The following is a 22975-nucleotide window of genomic DNA, read 5'->3' as shown; positions in this document are numbered from 1 at the left end:
AAAGACCACGCTCAGAGCCTCTGGAACTTTTTGACGTCGTCAGTTACGACAATAGGCACGTCTTCGAAGCCGCGTGTCTTGAAATTACTGAGGACCTTTATCCAAAGCTTGACGCCTTCCGTTTTCTATCCAGAAGGCCAAGATGCCGCGGGTTCCGTCTGGTAATACGCCCATGACTAATTAGATCGCCGTACTGCTGACCAGTCCTCGCTCCCTGATTTTGACCCGCAGCGCGTCGGAGAAGATGACCGGGTTTACACCTGCTATAGCAGGAATTGTCGCCAGGCGCCGATCTGGACAGGTGGGCCAGATACATTTTTTCACTTTGGCATTGAATTGCATCATGACAGGCGTGCGCGTGAAAGAAACTGGGGCACAACGTCCAGAATCAAATGGTAGCTTTAAATCTGCCGTTCTCTTTGGAGCGGCTGTGACCAAGCTATTTGTGCTTCGCACGCAACAGCGCTCTGCATAAACGGATCAGTCAAGGTTTTTGTCAGGGGAATTTAGATTGAAGCATCCTAGTTTTTCGCAAAAACAACGTAGGTAATGAAAAGCTATGACGAATATCGTTCCGAAAAGCTAACAACCGGCTTGACTGGTATGGAGCATTAAGAAGTACGACGGGAAGAACAGAATTTGCTTGGTTACCGCCAGCGTGAGCAGATAGCTCGTACAATGTACAGGGGTTCGAAACGAAGAACTGGCAGCTGAACTGAACCGCCCCCATTTATCCACGCCCACCTACGACTAGCTCCCCGCAAGTGAGCGGCACCGCGCAAGCCACACCGAACGGACTCCCGAAATCATCCAAATTCGTCGTGAAGCGACGAAATAACCGCTGCTTTTGCTTAACCTACCAAACCAGCTCAGAGACCGAAATGACCAGCATCCGTAAACTTCGAGCACAACAGCCCTTCGTAAGCTTAGGTGCACGCTGGCAACATAAATCCTACGAAGACTCGACAAGCAGTATTCGTTTCTTTGGAAACCGCGCCTCAAACAATTCGACTGAGCTGGTTAGCTATCTTCTCAAGCGTTTTATTAATTAATCGCAGCTCCTCGGGGGAAGAAGTGAAGAAACTTTCATCTCGTATACGCATCACTTCGATCATCGCTTTAGCGCGTAATTCCTCTCCTCTTTTAGTAAGGCACACATCCGTCACTCGACGATCAGAAGGTCTGACCCGGGTCATAACCAACTGATCGGAAATCATCCTCTGAATTATTTTGGTCACTGTGTTAAGTCTAAGCGTAGTGAACTCGGCAATCTCAGAAACCGACATGTACTCTGTTTCATATAGCGTCATCATTACGCGCCACCTCGGATCATCTACACCAAGCGATTTCAATCGCTTCTCGATCGCACGTGAATAAAATGAGTTCACTCGATGAATCCAGAAATATGGCCAAGACTCGCGCAACTCAGTGGGGGTAAGCTGTGTTACATCTTGATTAATCTTAGGGGTCATAAAAAGCCTTTTCTTGACGAACTGTACCTGCTGAGCCGCAGGCCTGCGAGATTTTAGCAATAAGCAGATCTGTATGCGACATGGATCGTTCCCGAGCAGTCACCACAGCCGATCGAATGTGGAGTTGCGCTGCGTACCCGCTCAATGGCGAGGAGTGAATTTGGCGGTGAGCAATACTGGCGAGCTGGTCAAATGGCTGTAATCTATATCCCGCGTAGCTCCTCGTCTGGACACCGCCACTCTTGCATCCAGGCCAAGAGACAGGTCGTGGATTGAAGCCATGGCGCGCTCCGCCCATAGGAATCCACGTAACGGTCTCTGCCAGCAACGCAAGGTGGCGCGGGCAGAGCTCGGCACAAAAAATGTCGGGGAACGAACGGAAAAACAACAGAACTGAGCTTAACGTTAGCTGCTTATGACAATCGCTTCGGCGAAACGTAACCGATTAAATAGAGCATGCGATAGTTTACAAGCACCCACTCCAAACCGGCTCATCAGGCCGAAATGCGTCATGGCCATCTAAGTATTGGATTTGAGCAAAAGTGCCGTAACCTCAAGGTAATGACTTTGTTACAAAGACCAAACAGAAAAATCGCGACACCCAATGCTGAGAATTTCATCGAAACTGTCCAAACCAACGCCTAGTCCGTTCTGACTCTCTCGCATTGGAATTAAGACTTTATCTTACTAGTTGATACTCAAAACTGGAGATGCTTTTGTGTTAGGAAGCCAACACAAAATTATATTTGGCGCTCCATACAGCGTCACTCCTATCGCATTTTTTAAATGGTGTAATGAGACTCTTTTTAACCCCAAATACAGCGTCCGAATCAATGTAAAGGCTGTCCGCCGTAAAAATGTGTGTGATCAGTTTCCGGTAGCCCTTGGCCGCAACACGGAAATGGATGTGTGCCGGGCGATACGGGTGACGATCAAGCTTTTCGAGCAGCTGACCGACGGGCCCGTCATTAGGGATCGGATATGAAACGGGCTTTATTCCATAAAAGCTATACAGGCCGTCAGCGCCTGTAATAAAAACACCACGGTTATTCCATTTTGGCTGCAATTCTGGCTGTTGCACATCGTAATACCCAGCAGCGTTGTCGCACCATACGTCGATGACCGCGCCTTCGATTGGATTGCCTTCTATGTCAATGACGCGCCCCTCGAACAGGCACTTTTCGCCTTTAGCGTCAAGACTGATGTTCGCGCCCATTTCCAGGTGCGGCGCGCCCTCCACGTGAAACGGTCCGAACACAGTGCTTTCGGTCGCACCAAACGGATGTCGATTGTTCACCGCATCCACTAACATGGAGATCCCGAGTACGTCCGATAATAAGATAAACTCCTGACGCTCTTCACTACATAACTGTCCCGTGCGAGTGACAAAGTCGATACCTAGCTCCCATTCTTCCTGCGTTAGTTCGATTTCCTTTATGAACGCATGCAGATGCTGAATCAAACACGTCATCACCTGCTTTAGGCGAGGGTTAACGCTTCCACCCATGCGGAGGTTCACTACCTCAACGGATGTATCCTCACTAAAAAAAGGAAAACCAGTTCCATCATGCGTTAACTGGTTCATCTCTCCATCTTCAGTTTGCGTTGACATACTCGATCCCTCCTAATGGTATTTTTTGCAAATTGAGAGCCGCTTAGTTTGGGCGATGGCCCGCCCATGCACGTTGCAGCAAAGCACGAATGCCGTCCCGAGTGACTTCTTCAGGGTTCCAATATGGATTGCTGACCGCAATGTCGGATGCCCTGTCCAGATCTGACTCAGCCAAACCCAACTCGCACAGCGAGCGCGGCGCGCAAAGCGTCTCTGCGAGATCATATAAGCCGCCAGGGAGATCGTCCTCGAACAAGGCAGCGGCAGGCGCAAGTTCGTTTGCTGCGGCCCTAGCGTTATAAGCAATTGAATGCGGGAGGATGGCCGCATGGGTCTCAGCGTGCGGCAGGTTGAAACTGCCTCCGAGCACATGGCAAAGCTTGTGGTGCAGCGACATTCCGACAACCCCGAGCACCGTTCCGCACAACCATGCCCCATACAAAGCTAGTGAACGCGCTTCAATATCCCCCGGTTGTTTAACAATTAACCTAAGCGCTTCACTCATGGAACGGAGTCCTTCGACCGCTAGTAGGCTCGAAATAGGATTTCGATCTTGGGCATACAATCCTTCGACCGCATGTGCTATTGCGTTCAGCCCGCTGGCCACGCTTACCTTTACCGGCAGTTCTAATGTGAGTTCAGGGTCGTAGATAACGGTTTCCGGCAAGATTCGCGCATCACTGCGGGTTCGTTTTATACCGTTCTCAGTTTCACCGAGCACTGGGGTCACCTCTGAGCCGGCATAGGTGGTTGCAATCACTACTTGCGCGGCATCGTTACGCAACGCGATAGCTTTGCCCAACCCAATTGTAGACCCTCCTCCGTAAGCAACAATGCAATCGGCTTTAGTTTCAACAAATGCCTGCATCGCTTTTTCAGTTACATCTACTGGCGTGTGCATCACTGCCCCTGCAAAAACACCACCGCTTAACAAGCCAAGCTGCGCTGCCACTCTCTCGGCATTCACTTTCTGGTTCTGGGTGCACAATATTAATGCACGCTTACCACCAAGTTTTTCCACTTCAGCGGATATATTTTGTGACGCGCCGCGACCAAACACAATCCGCGCTGGGTTGATACGAAAATTGAAGCTCAACATGTGTGCTGTCTCATAAGGCTTAATCACATAATGCGAGACGCGCATAGCACGGCACCGCGGGGATTATCGCGTTGGTGAAGATTGTCGGCGGCAAAAATGGCAAACTTGTAACCAGTTAATAGCGTATATACGTGTGCCGACAAGGCGCACATAAGGCCGTTGAACGTCCATTGTAAAAAGCTGGGTCCACGCGGAGCCTGTCCATCTAAGATTCACAGCCCTTGTGAATTCTAAAAGTTAAAAAATGTATCCTACGGTAACCAATGCGTCGTCGGAATTGATAAGCAGCACCTTCTTGCGCTTAATTTTGAAGCTATCAAGAGTTCTGGCGAGCTGAAACTCGACGTCAGCGGTGTTGTAGCGTATGTTGCTTTTTCGATACTCAGTCATTAGTTGAGCTGCGCGAACGGTGATAATCCCGTTGGCATCAGAGATGATACGAATGCGTGAAACTTGACGCACGGTGCGGGGCACGGGCGATGTTGAAATGGATTCCCCCCCGGTCAACCGTTCCACACGCAGCGTTCGCATGTTCTTGTCATCGTATGCGTAATTCAGCACGTTGCTGTACTCCGTATTAGGAGAGCGATCAATAGGCACGACATAAAGCCCGTCTTCTTCCCACAGCTCAAGCCAAGCGTTGTATTCGAGTTGGTCGAGCATGTCGGCCTCAGTCCAGATGAAGGCCGTTACCTGTTGCAACAATTCGGTGTTCATTTGAGTTCTCTTTTCAAGTTCTGGACGACTTTCAAGCAGACATACTTTTGAGCCACTGCTGGTAAGCGGCTCGCATACCGGTCTCAGCACTTACATCGCTCTTCGGGCCATCTTCTCCAAGAATTTCGTTGGGCAGGCCGCGATTTACCAGAACCCACAAGTCTGTGCCGGCGGCGGCCCCTTTTTGCACACGCTCCCATGCTTCACCGTCATCTGGTGTGCCGAATCCCATCGGTCCCTGGAAATGCTCATGCACACGCATTCTGGCTTGATTGGCACCAGCGGGACCGCCATCCATAACGAGAGCGACGTGGTGGATCTCGGTTTCGTTCACCGCGATAGGCTGAAGCACACGGAAGAAAGCCATCGAGCAAGCTACATTGGGAAACAGATTGAGGTTGAAACCCGCACCGCCTACTGCGCGAACGATGCGACGAACACTGAGTTCATCGCGACCCTCTGCGCGTAACTCCACGGCGAGCTCTTCGAAACGCTCAGGGATGTCACGCTCAAGGTCCGCTTCCAAATCTACCAGTTCAGGAATCATCACATTGACGCTATGGCCATTTCCTAAGTCCTCAACGAAGCCTGGATTATTCCAGAAGTCCATTGTCTGCAACATTTCCTCGTCAACCGAGCTGAGAAAGGATTTATGAACGATAGGGAAATGGTACGCGTCTGTGGTGTTCTCCAGCTGAATTTTCCAATTGCCAGGGAAGCGGAAGCGGTGCGTTCCCGCCACTTTGATTGGATGGCCGCCACCTTGCTTCATAAACAAATTTATCCATTTCTTCACTGGGCCCAGCCAGTCGGACAACGGCATAATGTCCTGTTTGAATGTAGCGAATACCATCCCTGCATAAGTTGCGACTCGTAGGCCGACCAAAGGGAGGTCGGCTTTGTTCAGTGATTCACCGTAGCTTTCAGGCGAAGGGACTCCGCGCAGCGATCCGTCGAGTGCATAGCTCCAACCGTGATAGGGGCATACAAAACTGTTAGTCTTACCCGACTTTCCTTCACAAACTGTTGCGCCACGATGACGACAGCGGTTCAGCAGCACATTGATCTCGCCCTTACGGTCACGAACCACTATGACTGGCTCCTTTCCAACCCAATGATTCTTGAAACTGCCCGATTCAGGTATTTCGCTTTCATGCGCCACCCATACCCAGGTAGTTTTAAATATTTTCTCCATTTCAACCTCGAACAACGCCGGGTCGGTATATAGAGATGTGTGGATGCGGTCTGGTTTTACCAGATCAGTAACATTGCGACGAAGAACGATAGGCTGCGCTGTCGGTGTATCTGAGAGTTCTGGGCACATGGATAACTCCTTAATATTTACTATAAGCCAGAGGATCGCTAACTGTGCCTCGGGCGACATAATGCTGTTGCATTAATCACTCGGCCGAAGCCAGGCTTCGTAGATTATTCTATATTTTTTTCCAGACTATCACATAGTTACTTAGCAATATTTATCACTTGTATGTAAGTGTATTCTTTCAACCCATCAATGCTAAACTCCGTCCCGATACCTGAGCTCTTCACTCCACCGAATGGTGCCATGGGGCTCAGTAACGAGTGAGAATTGACCCAAGCGGTACCGCACTCAAGGAGAGCAGCTATTTTAGCCCCTGCCTCGACATCGTTGCTCCATACAGAGCCTCCCAAGCCTACGTCTAACGAGTTCGCGCGCGCCACGGCTTCTTCAACCGTTTCATATTTGAGAATAGGCAAGGCCGGACCGAACTGTTCTTCTTTGACTAATAACATGTCGTCGGATACGTCCGCGACAACAGTGGGCTTGTAGAAGTAACCGGGACCTTTAAGAGGCATGCCGCCGGTGACAATTCTAGCCCCACGTTTACGTGCATCCTCTACAAGCGAAGCAACTTTTTCAAGTTGCATTCTGTTACTCAATGGGCCGATATGATTACTCGCATCCAGACCGTTGCCGACGCGCTTAGTTGAAACATAAGCAGCAATCTTTTCGACGATTTCTTCATATTGGGATGAATGGACAAATAGGCGCTTGAGAGCAGAGCAATTCTGTCCGCAATTCAAGAAGCTGGCGAGGAACAAGCGATCAATGAACGGGTCTATGTTCGTGCCTGGGAGAATGATTCCTGCATCGTTGCCACCGAGTTCGAGGGTCAAGCGCTTCAATGTCCCAGCCGAATTAGACATTATGTGGCGACCGATGGCTGTCGAACCCGTAAAAACGATCTTATTAATGTCCGGATGCGTGGAAATGCGGTCGCCAATCTCCGCGCCGCCCGTGACGACGTTAATGACTCCCGGCGGCAATAGAGTATTCATCAATTCGACCAAGCGAAGCGTGGTCAGAGGTGTATAGGGAGAGGGTTTTATGACTACTGTACAACCGATATGAATGGCTGGCATGACATGCCATATGGCGATGGCTAGTGGCCAATTCCACGGAGTGATGGACGCGACCACGCCAAGCGGCTTTCGCACCGCGACGATCCTGCCCTGCGCGTCGTTCTGGATCACCTCATCATCCAGTCGCAAGCCAGCAGTGACACGTGTCCATGCAGCGGCGCCGCCCACTTCATAGTCCGCACCGAACTCTCCTTGAGTCTTACCTTGCTCAAGCGTCAGAAGCGTAGATAACTCTTGAGCATTGGCCTCGATAAGATCAGCAATTTCATTCAGTTTGGCCGACCGATATTCAGGTGTTTGCGCGGCCCAACCGGGAAATGCCCTGCGGGCTGCGGCGACCGCAGTGTCAAGCAGCTCAACGGTACCCTTCGGCGCTTCGGCAACTACCGATTCGTCGGCAGGGTTCAAGACTGGGAACGTGTCTGAGCTTGTAACGCTATGACCATCGACCGTCATCGTGTAAATGCGCATTTACTTCTCCGTTTCTACTCATTCTTGCCGCGAAGGTGTGCGGACGACCAAGCCATCAAGCGCCGCCGTTACTTTGATCTGGCATGAGAGGCGACTGTTGCTTTGCACTTCGAAGGCGTAGTCCAACATCTCGCGCTCTTGCTCGGGCGCCACGCCTACTAGTGGGACCCATTCCTCGTCCACATACACGTGGCACGTACCGCAAGCACAACTGCCGCCGCACATAGCAACAATCCCTGGCACGCTATTTTTTCGGGCCGCATCCATTACAGATTGCCCGGGGCTACCTTCGACGCAACGCTTCGTGCCCTGGAAATCAATGAAGATGATCTTTGCCATATCAATGTCAATCCTTCTCAAACGCTCTGCTAATGGATATGCTCCATGATGACTTCCTTCATGGAAACCAAAGGGTTTACAAGCCTCTGCCGGTCAACCAGTCTGCCGCTTCCAATGAGCGCTCTCCCCGCCATAAACTCCGCAGGGGAGTTTATGGCCTCGATCGCACGCACCGCGTCGCCTTTTAAATGGAAAACGGAAAACTTACCTTTGTCAGGATCACCGCGCACGAGCTCTGAATCGGCATCGAAAGGGTAACCAGCGAATTGCAGCTTCGTATCGAACTGGTCGGACCACTGCCAGGGCACCTCGCAGGCGAACGCCGGTCTGCCTGCAATCGCGCATGCCGCTTGCTTGGCTTGTTCTAGCGCGTTGGGCACGCTCTCCATACGGAACATACAGTTGTACAGAGGCATTGGGCGCTTCGACACGTCACCTATCGCGAAAATTGTCGGCTCGGAAGTTCGGGCCTCGAGATTAACTAAGATTCCACGGTCGCACTCCAAGCCAGCCTGCTCTGCGATTTCCTGGTTGGGAACGGCACCAATACCAACGACCGCTACGCTGCAGGAAATCGTGCGTCCGTCCGCTAGCTTTACGCCTGATATACGGCCGTTGCTCCCTTCAAACGACACAACGCTGACGCCCAATTCGAACCGCACACCTTCTGCCTCATGTAGCGAGGTCATAAAGCTAGACAATGTTCCGCAAGCGACGCGGGACAAAACCCGCACCTCACGCTCCAATACGACGACCTGCATACCTAATGTCCGGCAGGTTGCTGCGACTTCCAAACCAACGTAACCCGCACCTAGCACCGCCACCGTTTCCCCGGGTCGGATGGCGGCTTTCAGCGCTTTAGCGTCAGCGATGCTGCGCAGTGACAACACACCGCCGAGATCCGCCCCCGGGACCCGTATGGGAACAGCCCTTGAACCGGTGGCGAGAACGAGGTAATCGTAGGGAAGTATGGATCCGTCAGAAAGCCAAACCTTTTTTTGTAGAGCATTGACGCGGTCAGCGCGGACGCTGGAAAGCAGTGCAATGTTGTGCTCTATGTAGAACGAAGGGGTTTTCAAGGTGAGTGCGTCGGCATCCGTCCCCCCCTTTAGCCATGCTTTGGACAGCGGGGGGCGTTGATAAGGTGCCTCCGGTTCTTCGCCCACCATCGTGATAGACCAGTCAGGGCAATACTCACGCAGCATAGCCGCTACCGTTCCGCCAGCGTGGCCCGCACCCACGATGACAATCCGTTTGTTAGTAAGCGAAGTTTGTTCAAGTTTCGCGCTCATTGTCGTAACCTTTTTAGGATTAAGCCTCAAGCCGCGTTCGTTGTAGCTTTAGCGGTCACAATCCAGTCGCCATCGGTTTTGTTGAGCAGGAAGAAGGTTTTCATATCGCCGCCCTCAAGCTGATCTTCTGCAAGCTCCACCGCAGCGATATCGCTGTGAATCTTGACGGATAAGACACGACCTTTAAAGTTTGGGCTGTGCTCGAACGTTGGCGGGAGCTTAGACATGTAATCAACTATCATTTCACCCACCTTGCCTGCCGTGATAGCAAGCCGACCTCCAAATTGCGCAGCCATGAGCGCCTGTGGATGGAAGACTTCTATCATGTCGCTAGGACGGGTCAGGGCGATGGCATCTATATATTTCTGAACGACCGCAGTAACTTCCGCTTCGTCCTGAGAGAGATGTGAGGACATACTTCACTCCTTATCTAGTGGGTTGAGTCAGAAACGCATTTCTGTCGGAACTGTCAATTCTGGGTGCAAATCAAACTTATGTTCTTCGACGGGCAGGTCATAGCAGCTGACGGCTACTGTACCGGCGCCTTGCGAAAAAATTGGCCAGTTGAAAACCTCGTGATTTAGACGCATGTATTCGCCCGGCGAGAGGTAAACTACGCACTGTTGACCGTTTTTTAGCTGCAAGCCCTTGGCAATTAAGCCTGCGAACAAGAAGTGAATGTTATTGACGAGCAGGTGGTGTGGCGTCAGATAGTTTTGAATCGTTTCTTTGGAGAGCTCAGCCACAGGAGCGTCTGCATCCCCACCAAGGAAACGCACACACATGGAGAAGCCTCCGTTATCATTGGCGACGAGATTCCCTACTCGGCGATGATCGAAGCCGCCGCCAACCAGCGCTGCCTCTGTATCTGCGTCCAGCGACTTCAAGACACGCTCCGCCTGGTCCTGCCTGATCGGCGACGACCAAGACCGTACTTCGCGCAAAAATGCTGAGTCGACATTGAACTGGCCGATCTCCATCGGGCCGATGATGCGATTGATCGAATCGATGTCTGCGTAAACATCACCGTTGAACATTCTCAAAATAGCCATTTTTCTAACTCCAGTTGTGACGACAATAGTTTGACACCAAGGCGCATCGCGAATGCGGCGCCCTGCGTTTGTTAGTTACGACCTACTCCTCTTTCTGAATCTGGTTCACCCACCATTCATAATAGTGGTGCAACCAGCCTTCAAACTTAGGATGCAAATAGCCCTGCTTGTTGAACGAAGAGCGAACTCCGGCCTGAAGTGAAGTGCAGGCCAATGTATCTTCGTCCTGCACGTCTTTCATAAATTGCACTTCATTAGCAATTAAAGTTTGGGCATTTGGGACTTCGTGCGCCCAGTCCGCAATGGAAATGCAGGATGCCGATTGGTTCCTATCGACGCTCTTGTGCTGAGTAGTAATGAAAGAAATCTGATGAGGCTGGATAAAACAGATCAAGCTTGGATAGACTCCAAGGTACATGGCGTCATACGAACGATCCGCAGCGCGCTGCTCATCCATCCATGGCGGAGTGCCAAAAGGGTGGTACACACCAGCCTCATGCATTTCCTGCGTGCCGGTCTGCCCATATAATGTAAAAAGCTCACCGGAAGCAATGACACGATGAGCTGCAGGAGGCATGGCTTCACTAATGCGCTCGTTGTGTACGCCAATGTGATGGTAAGCTTCGAAACCGGTCTCAAATGAAAACTTGTAGTTCCAATCAGACTCATACGGCATTTTGTCTGCGAACTTAAATTTCGAAAGGCCGTAATTTTTAATGTACTTGTCCGCCTCCGCGAGCTGAGGTGCGAGTGGCTTTGCATCTTTGTCAAAGTTAATGAATATGAGTCCATTCCATAACTCGAGACGCAATTGTGGCAAACCGCAGTCTTTCTTGTCCAAACCTTGTATGGACTCAAGCGACATTGCTCGAAGCGAACCATCTAGATTATAAGACCAGCGATGGTAAGGACATACGAGGACGCTAGCGTTACCCTTTTCTTCTTGAGCCACTTTAGCCCAACGGTGGCGGCAAGAGTTGACAAGGCAGTGCAACTCACCCTCCTTGTCCCGCGTGATAACCAGCGGCTCACCGAACATCTCAATGGTGAAGTAGTCGCCAGGCTTCTCCGCCCAATCCCAAGGACCGACAAATAACCAATTTTTCTTCAGGACATTTTCAACTTCCCACTTCCAGATATCTGGATCCGTGTAAAAGCGGGCAGGCAATATACCGCGAACACCGTTGGAGCCATCGCGAACGAGTTTAATTTCTTCATCAGTCAATACGGGTTTAGGAACGCCCGCACCGAAGATTAGCGACGATGACGAGACTTTGCTAGGGCAGGAACTCATGATTCACCTCCGAGGATATTGTTTTTGTTTGAAGGGGTTAATTGCGGAGCATCAAGGCTCCTACGTACGATGAATACGCATATCGCGGCTAAGACGCATGAGGCACAAGCGGTCCAGCCTACCGCATCGCCTGATACGACATCACTGAGGAGTCCTCCAAGTGCTGGCGCGACAGCACCAGCTAAAAATGCCGCCCCACCCACGAGGTTGGCGGCGCACCCTCCCGAATCAAGAGCAGAAGCACTTCCGATAACGAAGGGCATCACGAAAAATGCTGCGGCGCCGTAAAGAAACATCGCCGTTGCATACAGGAATAATGATTGGCCAGCAGACATCATAACGCCGGCAAGCGCCCCCACAAGCAACCCGATAGAGAGAGGCATAACTACGCCTAATCGTCGGTCAAAGATCCCCGCCAAAATTGATCCACCAATACTGAATAGGGTAGTTAAACCTAGAATAATGCCGATGGTTTTGGCGTCGAAGTCACGCACTTGGGCGAGAAACTCCGAATAAGTCCAAAGCATTGCCATCGCCAAGTTACATAATACGCTGCACACAAGCAAAAGTTTGATCGCGAACCAATTCGCACTTGATCCTCTCATGGACCTCTGCACGAATTGCGCCCCCCCAGGACGGACCAGATTTCCGCTAAAGAAGGAAATCAAGAGCGGCAGAACAAATAAAATAACTTGCGAATAGAAAAACACTTTTGCACCGTTTTCTTCGATCGCCATGGGCAATATACCCATACATACGCCAGTAAGGAGATTTGCCAAGAAAAAAGCAGATGCCATCATGCGCACGCCATGCCGATGAAGCGAGGCCCAGTAGACGGCGCCCGCATATAAGAAGCCGCAGGCAATACCTGAGATCGCACGGATCGCAACGAATGCCCCTAACGATAAGTCCAGACACGACACCAACTGAACGCTCAAGGCGATCGCCGCTGCCCCAGTGGATACCCTACTTAAGCTCAAGCGGCTCAAAGGCTTCGCCAACGCGAAAACCGTAACGGAAGTGAGCACCATCTCCAACGTGACGATGCCGCCTGCGGCAGACAAGCTCAATGAATATTGGGCCGCGATAACACCCAACATTAAGGGGGCGAAAAAAGCCATTGATGCGCCCATCGCGAATAACACCGCGACGTACGTGTAACTCAAGGCAGTCCGCGCGCCGAGGTCAGGCTTGACCAGTGCAGTAGTCACAGAATCCATATTATTATTCTCTCATTCACGTGATCATTGACGCAATCTACCTGAAAAACCTCTCCGCCTTCAAGCCCAATTTCGCCTGGATTTGTGGAAAATTCAAGGTCAAATTGCCCAACAAATCAGCAGAAATTCTATTTACAAATGAGTTTTTATGTGAGCATTCATGTGAATATCTTGCCTTGATTCGCTTGATGGGCTGATTTGGAGCCTGCCCTACCATCGCAAGCTCCAACTCGATCTCTTGGAAATGCCTGAGGTTCCTCAGATCTCAAAGAGTACATATCGGGAAACCTCATTAAGGGCGAGGGCTTATCAAGTCACTCAAGCCGAGAAGCCAATTCAGGCAAAATGGAGTAACAGCGCGAGCGCGTCCTATCGCGAGACATGACGCTGCACGCTTGATCGAGATTCATGTACCGATTCGTAACTTAGTTGGGACCCGCTTTTAAATGCGAACAATGAATTCTAGATAGATGTACTACTCTTTCTCAGCACTCATCCAATCAAATCTAACTTGGTGAAAACTACGATTCCAAACAAAACCTTGTAATTGTTCTGCCCCCTCAAACAACAGCTATGTTAAGAGAAGCCCCCCCAATGCAACACAAAATATCAAACTAGAAGAAGAGCAGGCTCGAAGACATGATAAAACACATCTCTTATTAGCCTCGTAGCACCTCGCTCCAGAGTAATTAAACAGACCTCACGGAGGCGAGGTCTAGTCCCACTGCGTGCTCTTACTCCATACTGACCAAGCGCTCACGAATTAAAAGCTAAATCCGAGAACGAGAGCCGTGTACAGATTATATTTATCATTTCCAATCTGGCTTCCGCCTTCGCTGTACGACGCGTCCGGATCGTAGATACCCACTAACGGAATTATGGTCGCGTAGTCGGTTACCCTCCATAACGCGTAGATATCCATTTCCTTCCCCCCCAAATCACCAAGTGATGTATCTACAGGCGCATGCTTGTAAAAAACCGCACCAACACTTAGCCTCTCACCTGGATTGGCAGTAATAGACAGTTGATTGACTCGGCTATTAGTATTAAAGGGCCCGGCAAAATTTCCCGAAACCTCACCGAGAAACCACGTCCCTGGCCCATGAACGTAGCCATAAAACAAATGGTCATACTTATCAGAGAAATAGCTGTAGCGGTAGCTAAGAGTGGGAGCCCAAGGAAAAGAAGCTAGTGTCCATCCCGCTTCTAAATACCAAGCACTCTCAGAGGCCCCATGCTCTTTATTCTGCAAAACGTAATGCCCCGCCAACGATAAGCTGTCAATCCCGGCATTGCCTTGCCCACGAACACTGTAAACCTTAGTTCCCTTTCTATCTGGGTACAAAAAAGAAAGTTTATCATCGATGTCCACTATATCAATGTAAGTTAATCCAACCGTCCCTTTAGGTGAGACATGCTCAAGTGTTGCAACCGCCATCTCAGGCTTGGCCTGAGCGGGGTTGTCAGACGCCAGCCACATGAGATCGCCGCGCCATCCTTCGCTCCCCCCTATGCGAATGATTCCCGTCCGATCAAACGACCTACGCACCCCCATATAATACCCGCCTCCGCGATTCAGTTGCCCATCTAGGATTTCATGTCCAAAGTTCAGCTGATCACCGGCTATAACGAAACCATCGCCCACTATTATTTTCTGGCTGCCAAAAGAGATATCCAATCCGTCGACCCCCAACCCCGGAAAAAAATCTCCCGAACGCCATCCAAGATAAAGCTCCTCCCAGTCCGACTTACGCTCCGTGCCATTCGTAAATCCAGCAGGATCCCCATCCCCAAAAGTTCCGCTAGTCAATCCAGACATTGCCCCATATAAGGATGAACCTTCTTCAGCAAGCTTTTGAATACCACTGAGGCCGTACTCGGTATAACCTTCCATCCATTCACGACTTCCCTCGGTAAGAGTGCCCGACTGCATGTAACTTTGCTGACTATGCATAGCACCCATCCAGATTTCAAGCTTAGCATCCACCCGGGTGTTCCCATCATCAAATAGATTTAAAGCAAAACTCGACGAGGTCATAAAGATCGCACATACACCTCCAAAAAATCGTGTGCGATTAATATTAGCGTATTTATTGTATGACATGACATTCCTCACTATTATTTTTATAATAAAGGTTTACTTGATGCGCAAGGATGCTCTGGCTAAGTTGCCAGTTATTGCATAAGAACAGACACTACGCTTTCGACCCAAATCCCGAGATAGGCCATCACCTCCACACTCATTGGTATAAGCATTAAGTCCTTGCAGACAATTGTGACCGCACCCGGCTACCACCAGCTGGTTGCTCCCGATCCCCCCGACTCCGAAGCTTGGTACTAGGCAACCAGGATTAATAAGATCATTTAAAACTATTTCTAACGTAGAATCATGTCAAGTAATTTCATAAAAAAATATCCGTAGAATTTTTTTCCTAGTATAAACAATACGTTATCTGCCTCATCTGCGCGCATTATTGGTGTGTCTGTACGTTACAATATGTATCACCTGATAATGTTACCATCCGACTTATAACACTCTTTTTGCTCGCAGCTGAGCGCATCAGTCGGTCCATGCTCTCAGGGGCTGATCAACCCAGTGGCAACCGTGGACACCGTGAAGTACTGCGTAGAATAAGTACTCAATTTGCTTGAGCCGACTTGTTAGCTCCAAAAGCGTCTAAGCAAACACCTGCTGAAGGGTCTCCAAGCGGAACGGCATCAGCACGTACATCTGATCGCAGTAATATCATCGACGCGCCAGGCGATTCCAGCACGGTCAGGAAGAGCGCCTGCGGGTCGGTTCGTCATGCCGAAGCGGCGCCATTCGTCGTGTAGAATCGCGTAACTGTGGGTGGCCGCGAACAGGATAACCACCGGCAGTTGCAGGCGATGCTCTACAAAGTCTGGATGGTGTACTGGGCGCTGCGGTCCACTGCCCACAAAGTCCCAAACAGCGCACCAAGCGCAGCCCAGGCGGCTTGGGAGGCCGATCAGGCATCCAGGAACGGCATCACCATCATCGAGCGCAGCACCCGAAACATTAATGCCTTGGCCAATTAGGTCAGCAACGCCGTAAAGAGGTCGAAGCCTTAGCGGCCAATAGCGAGTAGATCGGTTCGGTGCTGGAGGTGATCCGAAGCATCGCCTAGCGAACCAATCTGTTGGCACTCAATGCCGCGATCGAAGCGGCGGGGGCCGGAGGAACGCGGTCGGGGTTTTGAGGGGGTTGCGTTTGACGTAAGCAATCTTGCCAAGAGAACCCATGGTTCGGCCGAGGAGATCCGTCAGGTGATCGAGGACACCCACACCCATATTCGTGGCTTGCTGGCGACCATGCGCTCAAGCGAGACACAGGCCCAGGGCAACGCCAGGCAGATCCATCAGGCGGTGGCGGCGCTCGGCCGGATCAGCGATGCAGTGACCGTATTCAGTGATATGAACCTGCAGATCGCCGGTGCGGCAGAGGAACAAAGCGCGGTAGCCGAGGAGATCAATCGCAACGTCTCGACCATTCGCGGTCGGAGCGAAAGGAAGACTAAACGGGCCGCCTAATCGGCCCAGATCAGCAACCAGCTCAATGCAAGGGCTAACAATCAGATGAAACTGATGGATCAATTCCGTGTGTAGAATGCCGCGGTTATCAGCTTCTCTGCGAGGCCAGACGCGCCAACAACTCGGCCGCCGAGCCGGCAATCAAGTTACACAGGTAGCTCTGCTGGAACGCGCGGAACCGATCGCTGCGCCCAACTAGGCCCATCCTGCCAAGGATCCGCTGTTTGTCATCTAAGATCGGCGTGACGCCCGTGCGTCCCAGGTGCAGCTTCCGATAATACAGTGGTTACACAAAATGCTTGCCTAGCTCCTACTCGGTCTGATCTTCCTGCATGCCATCGGCGCTCTCAAGCCCAGGTTCTCTGACCAAGACTCTGGAAAATGACATTCTCCGCCGCCTGTTTTGGCGCTGCGGGGAGGGAGACGTCAAAGCGCGCAATGACACATTGCATAATTACTCAATGATGGAAAGTAGCTATGTAACATTACGACCGGATTGAATCCTAAACGTGAAATGTACAGGGACCTACGGCGTCGGCCTTGCAACTATCAACATCTACCAGCCGCGGGAAGCGTTTGCAGGCTTTGCCAACGCTCCATTCTGCTTCTCGACAGAATCTCCTAGCAAGGGTAACCAGGAAATGCATAACTGAATGCTTGCTAATAATTAATGCCTATATAAATTTTACTGATTTCCTCTTGCACACAATCCTTTGTCGATGATATCCATGCGCCCCTAGTCCAAGGGCGCCAACCGAGCGGTTTCGGGATCGTTGAGCTCCGACTTGTAGAACGCTCTAATAAGGCTTTAGAAAGATAAGGTTTAAATCAGCGAATCCGCTAACAATAGGCTTAAGGGAAGAAACTTAAGATGAACGGACGTCATTCTGATCCGCGCGCTAAAATTTTTTACAAGCCCATTGAGGCAGCCCTGCTTTGGTGCGAGCTTACTCAGTTTGAAGCACAGATTCTCGCAGCTAACGAAGATTCACCTTTCAAACTAGCCAAGCTATTTCCACAATGGCCATGCCTACATTCCAACCTTGAAAGAATCGTGGACGCCATTCAATGCAGAGAATTACCGTATGGGCAACTAGGGATTCCCGTTCCGATGGGAACGCCGGTCGAATGCTCCCTAATGACGATCAGACATACCGATCTCAGATATTGGATGAAACGTTATTATCCTAATCAAAGACCTCGATTTTTGTTTGAGCACAGTGAATCTAAGCGACTTGTCAGGATCGATTCGTTTCTGGCTTTGCAAGCAGACAGAGAAGCCCTTCAACTACGACTAAATAAGGTAGAGGCCGACTACCAAGAGCTCTTGTCAAACCTCCAATCCATTGGACTTGAACGAGACGAGTTGAAACAACTTCTCCAATCTAGGGGAACGGTAAGCCGGCGCAGCGAATTCACCTTCCTGCGTATCATAGGCGCTTTGATAGGTTTGATGCTCGAGCGATCCCCCTCAGGAAAACCTTTCTCAGTTTTTAACAGCCAAGCCTCGATCGTCGCAGCGTTGCTCGCCCACTATGAAAACGTCCCCGGCATAACCAAACGCACCTTGGACGAAAAATTTGCTGCGGCAAAGCGTAGCTTAAATACACAGTGAGAGTCATTGCACTGCAACCCCTCTGATTGCAGTGCAATGACTCTCTCCCATTTCTGCTATTCAATTCAGGTCACTTCCCACTACGCGCCGATCAACGCCAGGAGTGACCAGCATGTCTAGCCAATCCTCACCCGCCGCTGAACAACCTCAACCACATCTCGAACGCCACATCATGCGGCGTGACGAAGTGGAGCGGAAAACCGGCTTCAAGCGTGCGCACATCTACAACTTGATGAAGGAAGGTAAATTCCCCCAAGCTAAACGCATTGGATTGCGTGCCGTCGGCTGGGACTCGCTGGAGATCGAACAGTGGATCACTGAGCGTTTGGCGCAGCAGGTCTGATGCCATGCGCGTGGTATCGGTGGTGTCCACCAAAGGTGGGGTAGGCAAAACCACACTAGCTGCCAATCTCGGCGGTCTGTTGGCTGATGCTGGCCTACGCGTCCTGCTGCTCGATCTGGATAGCCAACCCACCCTCTCCAGCTATTACGCCTTGAACCACGAGGCTATCGCCGGTGCGTACGAACTCATCGCGCTCAACCAGACAGATCATGCGCAGATAATTTCCACAACGATGGTCATCGGTCTCGACCTGATCCTCTCCAACGACGATCAAGGTCGACTGACCACTTTGTTGCTGCACGCCCCTGACGGGCGATTACGACTGCGCAATGTGCTCGACCATTTCCGCCCCAGTTATGACCTCCTGTTGATCGACACCCAAGGTGCACGTAGCGTGCTGCTGGAAATGGCCATCCTGGCCTCCGATCTCGCCCTTTCTCCCATTACGCCGGAAATGCTCGCCGCCCGCGAACTGCATCGCGGCACCTTGAAGCTGCTCAACGACCTCGAACCATTCCGTCACTTGGGCATTGCGCCGCCGCCGTTACGACTGTTGCTGAACCAGGTCAATAGCGTACGTGTAGACACACAAATGATCAGCCGAGGCCTGCGTGAGAGCTTCGCTGGGAATACCAGTATCTCCGTTCTAGACACCATAGTTCCAGACCGAGTGGCGTACCTCAATGCCGCGTCCCTTGGTGTACCGGTTCACCGAATCGATACGCGCTGCTCAGGTGGTGGACGCTCGCCATCTGCGCTGAAAACCATGCAAGCAATCGCTACCGAGTTGTTTCCGGAATGGGGCGACGCGATTTGTATGGTGAGCAGGTGCGTGGAGGTGCAGTGAGGCGAAACACCGGCTGGCATTTCTCGCCACGGTATTTTATCGACCTTGATGCCAACAGCGTTTGGCAAGGAGTTTTTTGATGTTGGACCAGCTTCCGATCATCGTTCAACCATCCATTCACCCCCGCCGTCCACCTAGCGAGGAGTACTGCACCGTGGTCTTTCGCTTGCAGGGTGGACACTCGGCTATGGGTTGGTTTCTCGCAGAACTGGCCCGACATTTCGAAGGTTCGGGCGCTGCCGAGATCGTTAAATTCGAACTCGGTGACCATTCGCGTAACCGGCGTTAACTGAGGCTTTTACAATGAAGAAGCTCAGTCAAGAGGAGATCACCGACAAATTGCACCAGGACCATTTTTCTCGGGGTCCAGAATTGGAGGGACTGTCCGATCCGGTCATCGACACCCCCATGCTGGTCACGCTGGAGCAACTGCGGCCCTACGAACACAACCCACGCTTCATCCGCAATCCACTTTATGAGGATATAAAAGCCTCGATCCGTGAACGCGGGCTGGATCAACCGCCGCCGATTACCCGTCGCCCGGGGGAAACCTATTTCATCATCCGCAACGGCGGTAATACGCGATTGGCGATTCTCGGCGAGCTATGGCAGGAAACGCACGATGAGCGCTTCTTTCGCATTCATTGCCTGTTCCGACCCTGGACCGATGAAATCAGCGCCCTGCTCGGCCATCTCGCTGAGAGCGATCTGCACGGCCAACTCACCTTCATCGAACGTGCTCTGGCTGTAGCCAAACTCAAGACCATGCTCGCCCCTGATGGAGCAACACTCTCGCAACGAGAGCTGGCACGACGTCTTACCGCTGGGGGCTACCCCGTTTCGCAGTCGCACATCAGTCGGATGCTGGACACCCTCGAACATTTTCTACCCGCCATTCCACAAACCCTATATGCCGGGTTGGGGAAACCAAAAATTGAACGCCTGATTGGTCTACGTAGCCAGGCTGAACGAACCTGGAATCGTTATCCGAACGACGCCATTGCGTTCACCGAGTTTTGGCTCGACACCTTAGGGCAATTTGATGCCGACCCAGAGTCCTTCAACCTTGAGCAAATCCAGGATGAACTGCTCGAACGCATGAGCCGCTTACTCGGCCAGTCCTACCGCATGTTGGCCCTTGAGCTGGGCGATACCCACCGGATTATCCGGGCGCCCGACGTTGTCGTCACGCCCCCGGAGAGCAACCCTCTGCCGAGCGTCAATGAGCCCGCGGCCGAGCCTCCCCCCTCCGAGCCGCATTCCAAATCAGCTGAAACCAAGACCCCGGCCGAAACAGAGCGAGAGGAGCAGCTCACGCTGCCCGAAACGAATGTCGCATCAGCAGTCAGCCCTCCGTCACGTGTCCAGCAGATCCGCGAACAGATTGGTCGCGCCACTGCCGCCGAACCAACACAGATCGTCGCAACCTGCCCGATCGACGACATTTGGATCATCGCACCAGCACTGGATACCCCCGAACAACTGCGTTCAGCCATTGCCGGCCTGGCTCGGGAAATGGCGGCATATGCCGGACATCCCGAGAGCATCATCGACCAGAAAAATGGTCTGGGCTTTGCCCTGAACATCGAGCAACTTAATCTTGCTGCGCCTCGTGCGGCCGGCGTTCACCTATTGCTATTGGCCCTGCTGCGTGCCCAAGACGAAGTGAACTGGGAGGATCGCAAGCAATTGCCCTCAGCCCTGTTCGGGCAACTGCTATTGGGGGTCTATCAACTCCCGCTGACAAACCGTCCCGTCGTGGATGTAGGACTGGAGCGACTGCCCGACTATCTGTTAATCAAACTGTATCGCCTCATTCGCTTAGCCCGGCGCCTGATCGACTTAACGCTTACCCATGAAGACGATTCACCAAGGGAGCTGCCATGAACCTGTCCTTCAATGTGCTCAACCAGGCCATGCTGACCCAGGTCCTTCACGAGTTGCGCCTGGGTAATCTGCAACGCTGCAAAGCACTCGGACTGGGTGAAGAGGACATCTACCTGTTGCAATCATTACCGCCGACCACACTGGCACGCCTGGCCCATGCCACCGTCCCCTGGGTTGAGGTCAAGATTGATTCGCCGGTATTGCATCGGTTGATCGATCAGGCTGAACGTGACGAACAGAACGAGCGCCTGATCAACCGAGCGCTCAAGCTCGGTGCCAGCAGTACAATCATGTATCAGTGCTTCGGCTTGGCGCATTCGGAAACTGCGCTGCGCCGGCGTCTGCTCAAGATAGAAACCCGAAAGGGCCGCCCTCAGAACTTGAGCGAAGCGCAGGAACATGCGCTTTGGCAGCGTTGGTGCCAGCTACGCGCTGAGGACGGTACTGAGGATCAGCTCGACGCCATGATGATGTTGGCAGAGGAGCAACAGATCAGCTTGACCATCGTTTGGCAGCAAATCGACCATTACAGCAAGAGAGCATGAACACTGCCCCGTCCGGTCGCTGGCAACGTGTCCTGCAGCAATGCACCCAGCAGCTGAGTGAACGCTGGCCCGCGCGCCCTACCACGGAACCGCCCTCCAACCAGGCTCTTCAGGCTGGCTTTTTGTTCAGTGGCCAATCACACGAAGTCGTGCCGCGTCGCTTGCTGCTGGATTGTCGGCTGACGCCATTGGAGCGTAATGCATGGCAAGTATTTCGGCTCATGCTGCAAGGCCAGGGTGTGGTCACACCGCGCTATGAAGATCTGCAACCTTACCTGTCGAGCGTACCCTACGGTGCGTCAGCCTCCCGTGAAACCATCGCTCGCGTCTTGACGATGCTCAGGCTGACGCGCTGGCTCAGTTTGGTGAGTCGTGGCCGCGATCATCTCAGCGGGCGCCTACAAGGTTCTCTGTACGTCCTGCACGATGAGCCGTTAACCCCCGCCGAAGCCATGGAGTTGGACCAGGATTACCTGGAGCTCGCCGGACACGCCCTCGATCATGCAACCAAGGCGGTGCGAATTGTCGCTCAGCATGTTTTGGAAGAAATTCGTCAGGACACCGATATCGATTTGGGCCGACTCCCCACCCGGCTCGACAGTTGGAGCGACCATTGGGCACAACAAGGATTGGATAAGGCGCCCGATGAAGCGTTACGCGATTCCGAACTGGGTGGCGATCACCGCGTTCGGAATCGTGCGGGACTCCGTTCGGATTCCGAACCGGGTCTGAACGCCCATGTTTCCGGCACCGTTCGGAATCCGCCCCCCGCCTGTACTGTATTAAAGGAAAGTATACGTACCGTACCGCGCGCGACCCCAGCAGTGGATAACCTGCACTGGCCTGATCCACTGCACCTGAGTCCGAGCGAGCGGCAGGCCGTCACCATGACGCTGAACAAGCTTAAACCAGCGGATCGGCAGGCAGTGCTCAACGAAGCAGGCGCGCGATGTGCGGCAGGCAGCGTCCGCAAACCGGCGGCATATCTGATGGGGCTTATTCAGCGAGCGCTGAAAGGCGATTTTCGCCCTTGGGCCGGTCAGGCTGAATCATTACCCATTGCTGAACCGCCCCCCTCCCCCCCACGCTCACCTAGAAAACAGGGCGAACCGGCCTCTGCCCTCGCCCAAGCGTGCCTGAATGAACTGCGCCAGCTACGTGGCAAACGCCCTGGACGTCTGTAGATTTGATGCCACTGGCATCAGTTTCGAGCAT

General features: G+C 52.1%; 20 protein-coding genes and 1 pseudogene. 8 read left to right on the top strand and 13 right to left on the bottom strand.

Translation table 11 applies throughout. The features are described from left to right. Positions 1-998: 998 nt before the first annotated feature. The 13 genes from ACE04F_RS05205 to ACE04F_RS05145 form a co-directional block, all read right to left on the bottom strand. Positions 999-1472: a MarR family winged helix-turn-helix transcriptional regulator gene (locus ACE04F_RS05205; protein ID WP_434694903.1), complete on the bottom strand. Its 474-nt coding sequence runs from the start codon at positions 1470-1472 to the stop codon at positions 999-1001. A gap of 721 nt (positions 1473-2193) precedes the next feature. Next, entirely contained in the window at positions 2194-3084 is an 891-nt protein-coding gene (locus ACE04F_RS05200; RefSeq protein WP_486105313.1) for an intradiol ring-cleavage dioxygenase, read from the bottom strand. A 43-nt stretch (positions 3085-3127) separates the two neighbouring features. Beyond that, positions 3128-4183, bottom strand: coding sequence for a maleylacetate reductase (locus ACE04F_RS05195; protein WP_486105312.1), 1056 nt, complete (start codon positions 4181-4183; stop codon positions 3128-3130). Positions 4184-4420: 237 nt separating this feature from the next. After that, a complete protein-coding gene (locus ACE04F_RS05190) occupies positions 4421-4900 on the bottom strand; it encodes an aromatic-ring-hydroxylating dioxygenase subunit beta (protein WP_434694906.1) in 480 nt (159 codons plus the stop codon). Positions 4901-4931: 31 nt separating this feature from the next. Further along, positions 4932-6224 (bottom strand): aromatic ring-hydroxylating oxygenase subunit alpha, encoded by a 1293-nt coding sequence (locus ACE04F_RS05185; protein ID WP_434694908.1) that lies wholly within the window; start codon positions 6222-6224, stop codon positions 4932-4934. A 137-nt stretch (positions 6225-6361) separates the two neighbouring features. Beyond that, a complete protein-coding gene (locus tag ACE04F_RS05180) occupies positions 6362-7774 on the bottom strand; it encodes an aldehyde dehydrogenase family protein (protein ID WP_486105311.1) in 1413 nt (470 codons plus the stop codon). Between the two features lie 18 nt (positions 7775-7792). Further along, positions 7793-8113: a 2Fe-2S iron-sulfur cluster-binding protein gene (locus tag ACE04F_RS05175; RefSeq protein ID WP_434694910.1), complete on the bottom strand. Its 321-nt coding sequence runs from the start codon at positions 8111-8113 to the stop codon at positions 7793-7795. A gap of 29 nt (positions 8114-8142) precedes the next feature. After that, a complete protein-coding gene (locus tag ACE04F_RS05170; protein ID WP_434694911.1) occupies positions 8143-9405 on the bottom strand; it encodes an NAD(P)/FAD-dependent oxidoreductase in 1263 nt (420 codons plus the stop codon). A gap of 26 nt (positions 9406-9431) precedes the next feature. After that, the gene (locus tag ACE04F_RS05165; protein WP_434694912.1) at positions 9432-9821 is read right to left on the bottom strand and encodes a nuclear transport factor 2 family protein; all 390 of its coding nucleotides are present in this window, start codon (positions 9819-9821) and stop codon (positions 9432-9434) included. A gap of 27 nt (positions 9822-9848) precedes the next feature. Beyond that, the gene (locus ACE04F_RS05160) at positions 9849-10457 is read right to left on the bottom strand and encodes a hypothetical protein (protein WP_434694913.1); all 609 of its coding nucleotides are present in this window, start codon (positions 10455-10457) and stop codon (positions 9849-9851) included. A gap of 82 nt (positions 10458-10539) precedes the next feature. After that, positions 10540-11751 carry an aromatic ring-hydroxylating oxygenase subunit alpha gene (locus tag ACE04F_RS05155; RefSeq protein WP_434694914.1) on the bottom strand — a complete coding sequence of 404 codons (1212 nt, stop codon included), beginning with the start codon at positions 11749-11751 and terminating at the stop codon, positions 10540-10542. After that, the gene (locus ACE04F_RS05150; RefSeq protein WP_434694915.1) at positions 11748-12971 is read right to left on the bottom strand and encodes a hypothetical protein; all 1224 of its coding nucleotides are present in this window, start codon (positions 12969-12971) and stop codon (positions 11748-11750) included. The genes ACE04F_RS05155 and ACE04F_RS05150 overlap by 4 nt, the downstream gene beginning before the upstream one ends. 763 nt (positions 12972-13734) lie before the next feature. Then, on the bottom strand, positions 13735-15075 hold the full coding sequence (locus ACE04F_RS05145) for an alginate export family protein (RefSeq protein ID WP_434694916.1): 1341 nt from the start codon (positions 15073-15075) through the stop codon (positions 13735-13737). Positions 15076-16090: 1015 nt separating this feature from the next. Between ACE04F_RS05145 and ACE04F_RS05140 the strand changes: the two are divergent. From ACE04F_RS05140 to ACE04F_RS05105, 8 genes and pseudogenes are all read left to right on the top strand, one after another. Then, positions 16091-16598, top strand: a pseudogene (locus ACE04F_RS05140) (methyl-accepting chemotaxis protein); the annotation flags it as partial. 796 nt (positions 16599-17394) lie between these two features. After that, on the top strand, positions 17395-18138 hold the full coding sequence (locus tag ACE04F_RS05135) for a hypothetical protein (protein ID WP_434694919.1): 744 nt from the start codon (positions 17395-17397) through the stop codon (positions 18136-18138). Positions 18139-18250: 112 nt separating this feature from the next. Next, positions 18251-18481: an AlpA family transcriptional regulator gene (locus ACE04F_RS05130; RefSeq protein ID WP_486105310.1), complete on the top strand. Its 231-nt coding sequence runs from the start codon at positions 18251-18253 to the stop codon at positions 18479-18481. Positions 18482-18485: 4 nt separating this feature from the next. Next, complete coding sequence (locus ACE04F_RS05125; protein WP_434694921.1) at positions 18486-19328, top strand: ParA family protein; 843 nt, start codon at positions 18486-18488, stop codon at positions 19326-19328. Between the two features lie 79 nt (positions 19329-19407). Continuing rightward, positions 19408-19617, top strand: coding sequence for a hypothetical protein (locus tag ACE04F_RS05120; protein ID WP_434694922.1), 210 nt, complete (start codon positions 19408-19410; stop codon positions 19615-19617). 14 nt (positions 19618-19631) lie between these two features. Next, positions 19632-21215: a ParB family protein gene (locus tag ACE04F_RS05115; RefSeq protein ID WP_486105309.1), complete on the top strand. Its 1584-nt coding sequence runs from the start codon at positions 19632-19634 to the stop codon at positions 21213-21215. Beyond that, entirely contained in the window at positions 21212-21760 is a 549-nt protein-coding gene (locus tag ACE04F_RS05110; RefSeq protein ID WP_486105308.1) for a DUF2857 domain-containing protein, read from the top strand. The genes ACE04F_RS05115 and ACE04F_RS05110 overlap by 4 nt, the downstream gene beginning before the upstream one ends. Then, the gene (locus ACE04F_RS05105; RefSeq protein ID WP_486105307.1) at positions 21757-22944 is read left to right on the top strand and encodes an STY4528 family pathogenicity island replication protein; all 1188 of its coding nucleotides are present in this window, start codon (positions 21757-21759) and stop codon (positions 22942-22944) included. Before ACE04F_RS05110 ends, ACE04F_RS05105 begins: the two co-directional genes overlap by 4 nt. Positions 22945-22975: the final 31 nt, after the last annotated feature.

The organism is Pseudomonas sp. AGC41 (genome assembly GCF_057334555.1).
Note: the sequence above shows the minus strand (reverse complement) of the source record. Positions and strands in the feature narration are given on the sequence as shown.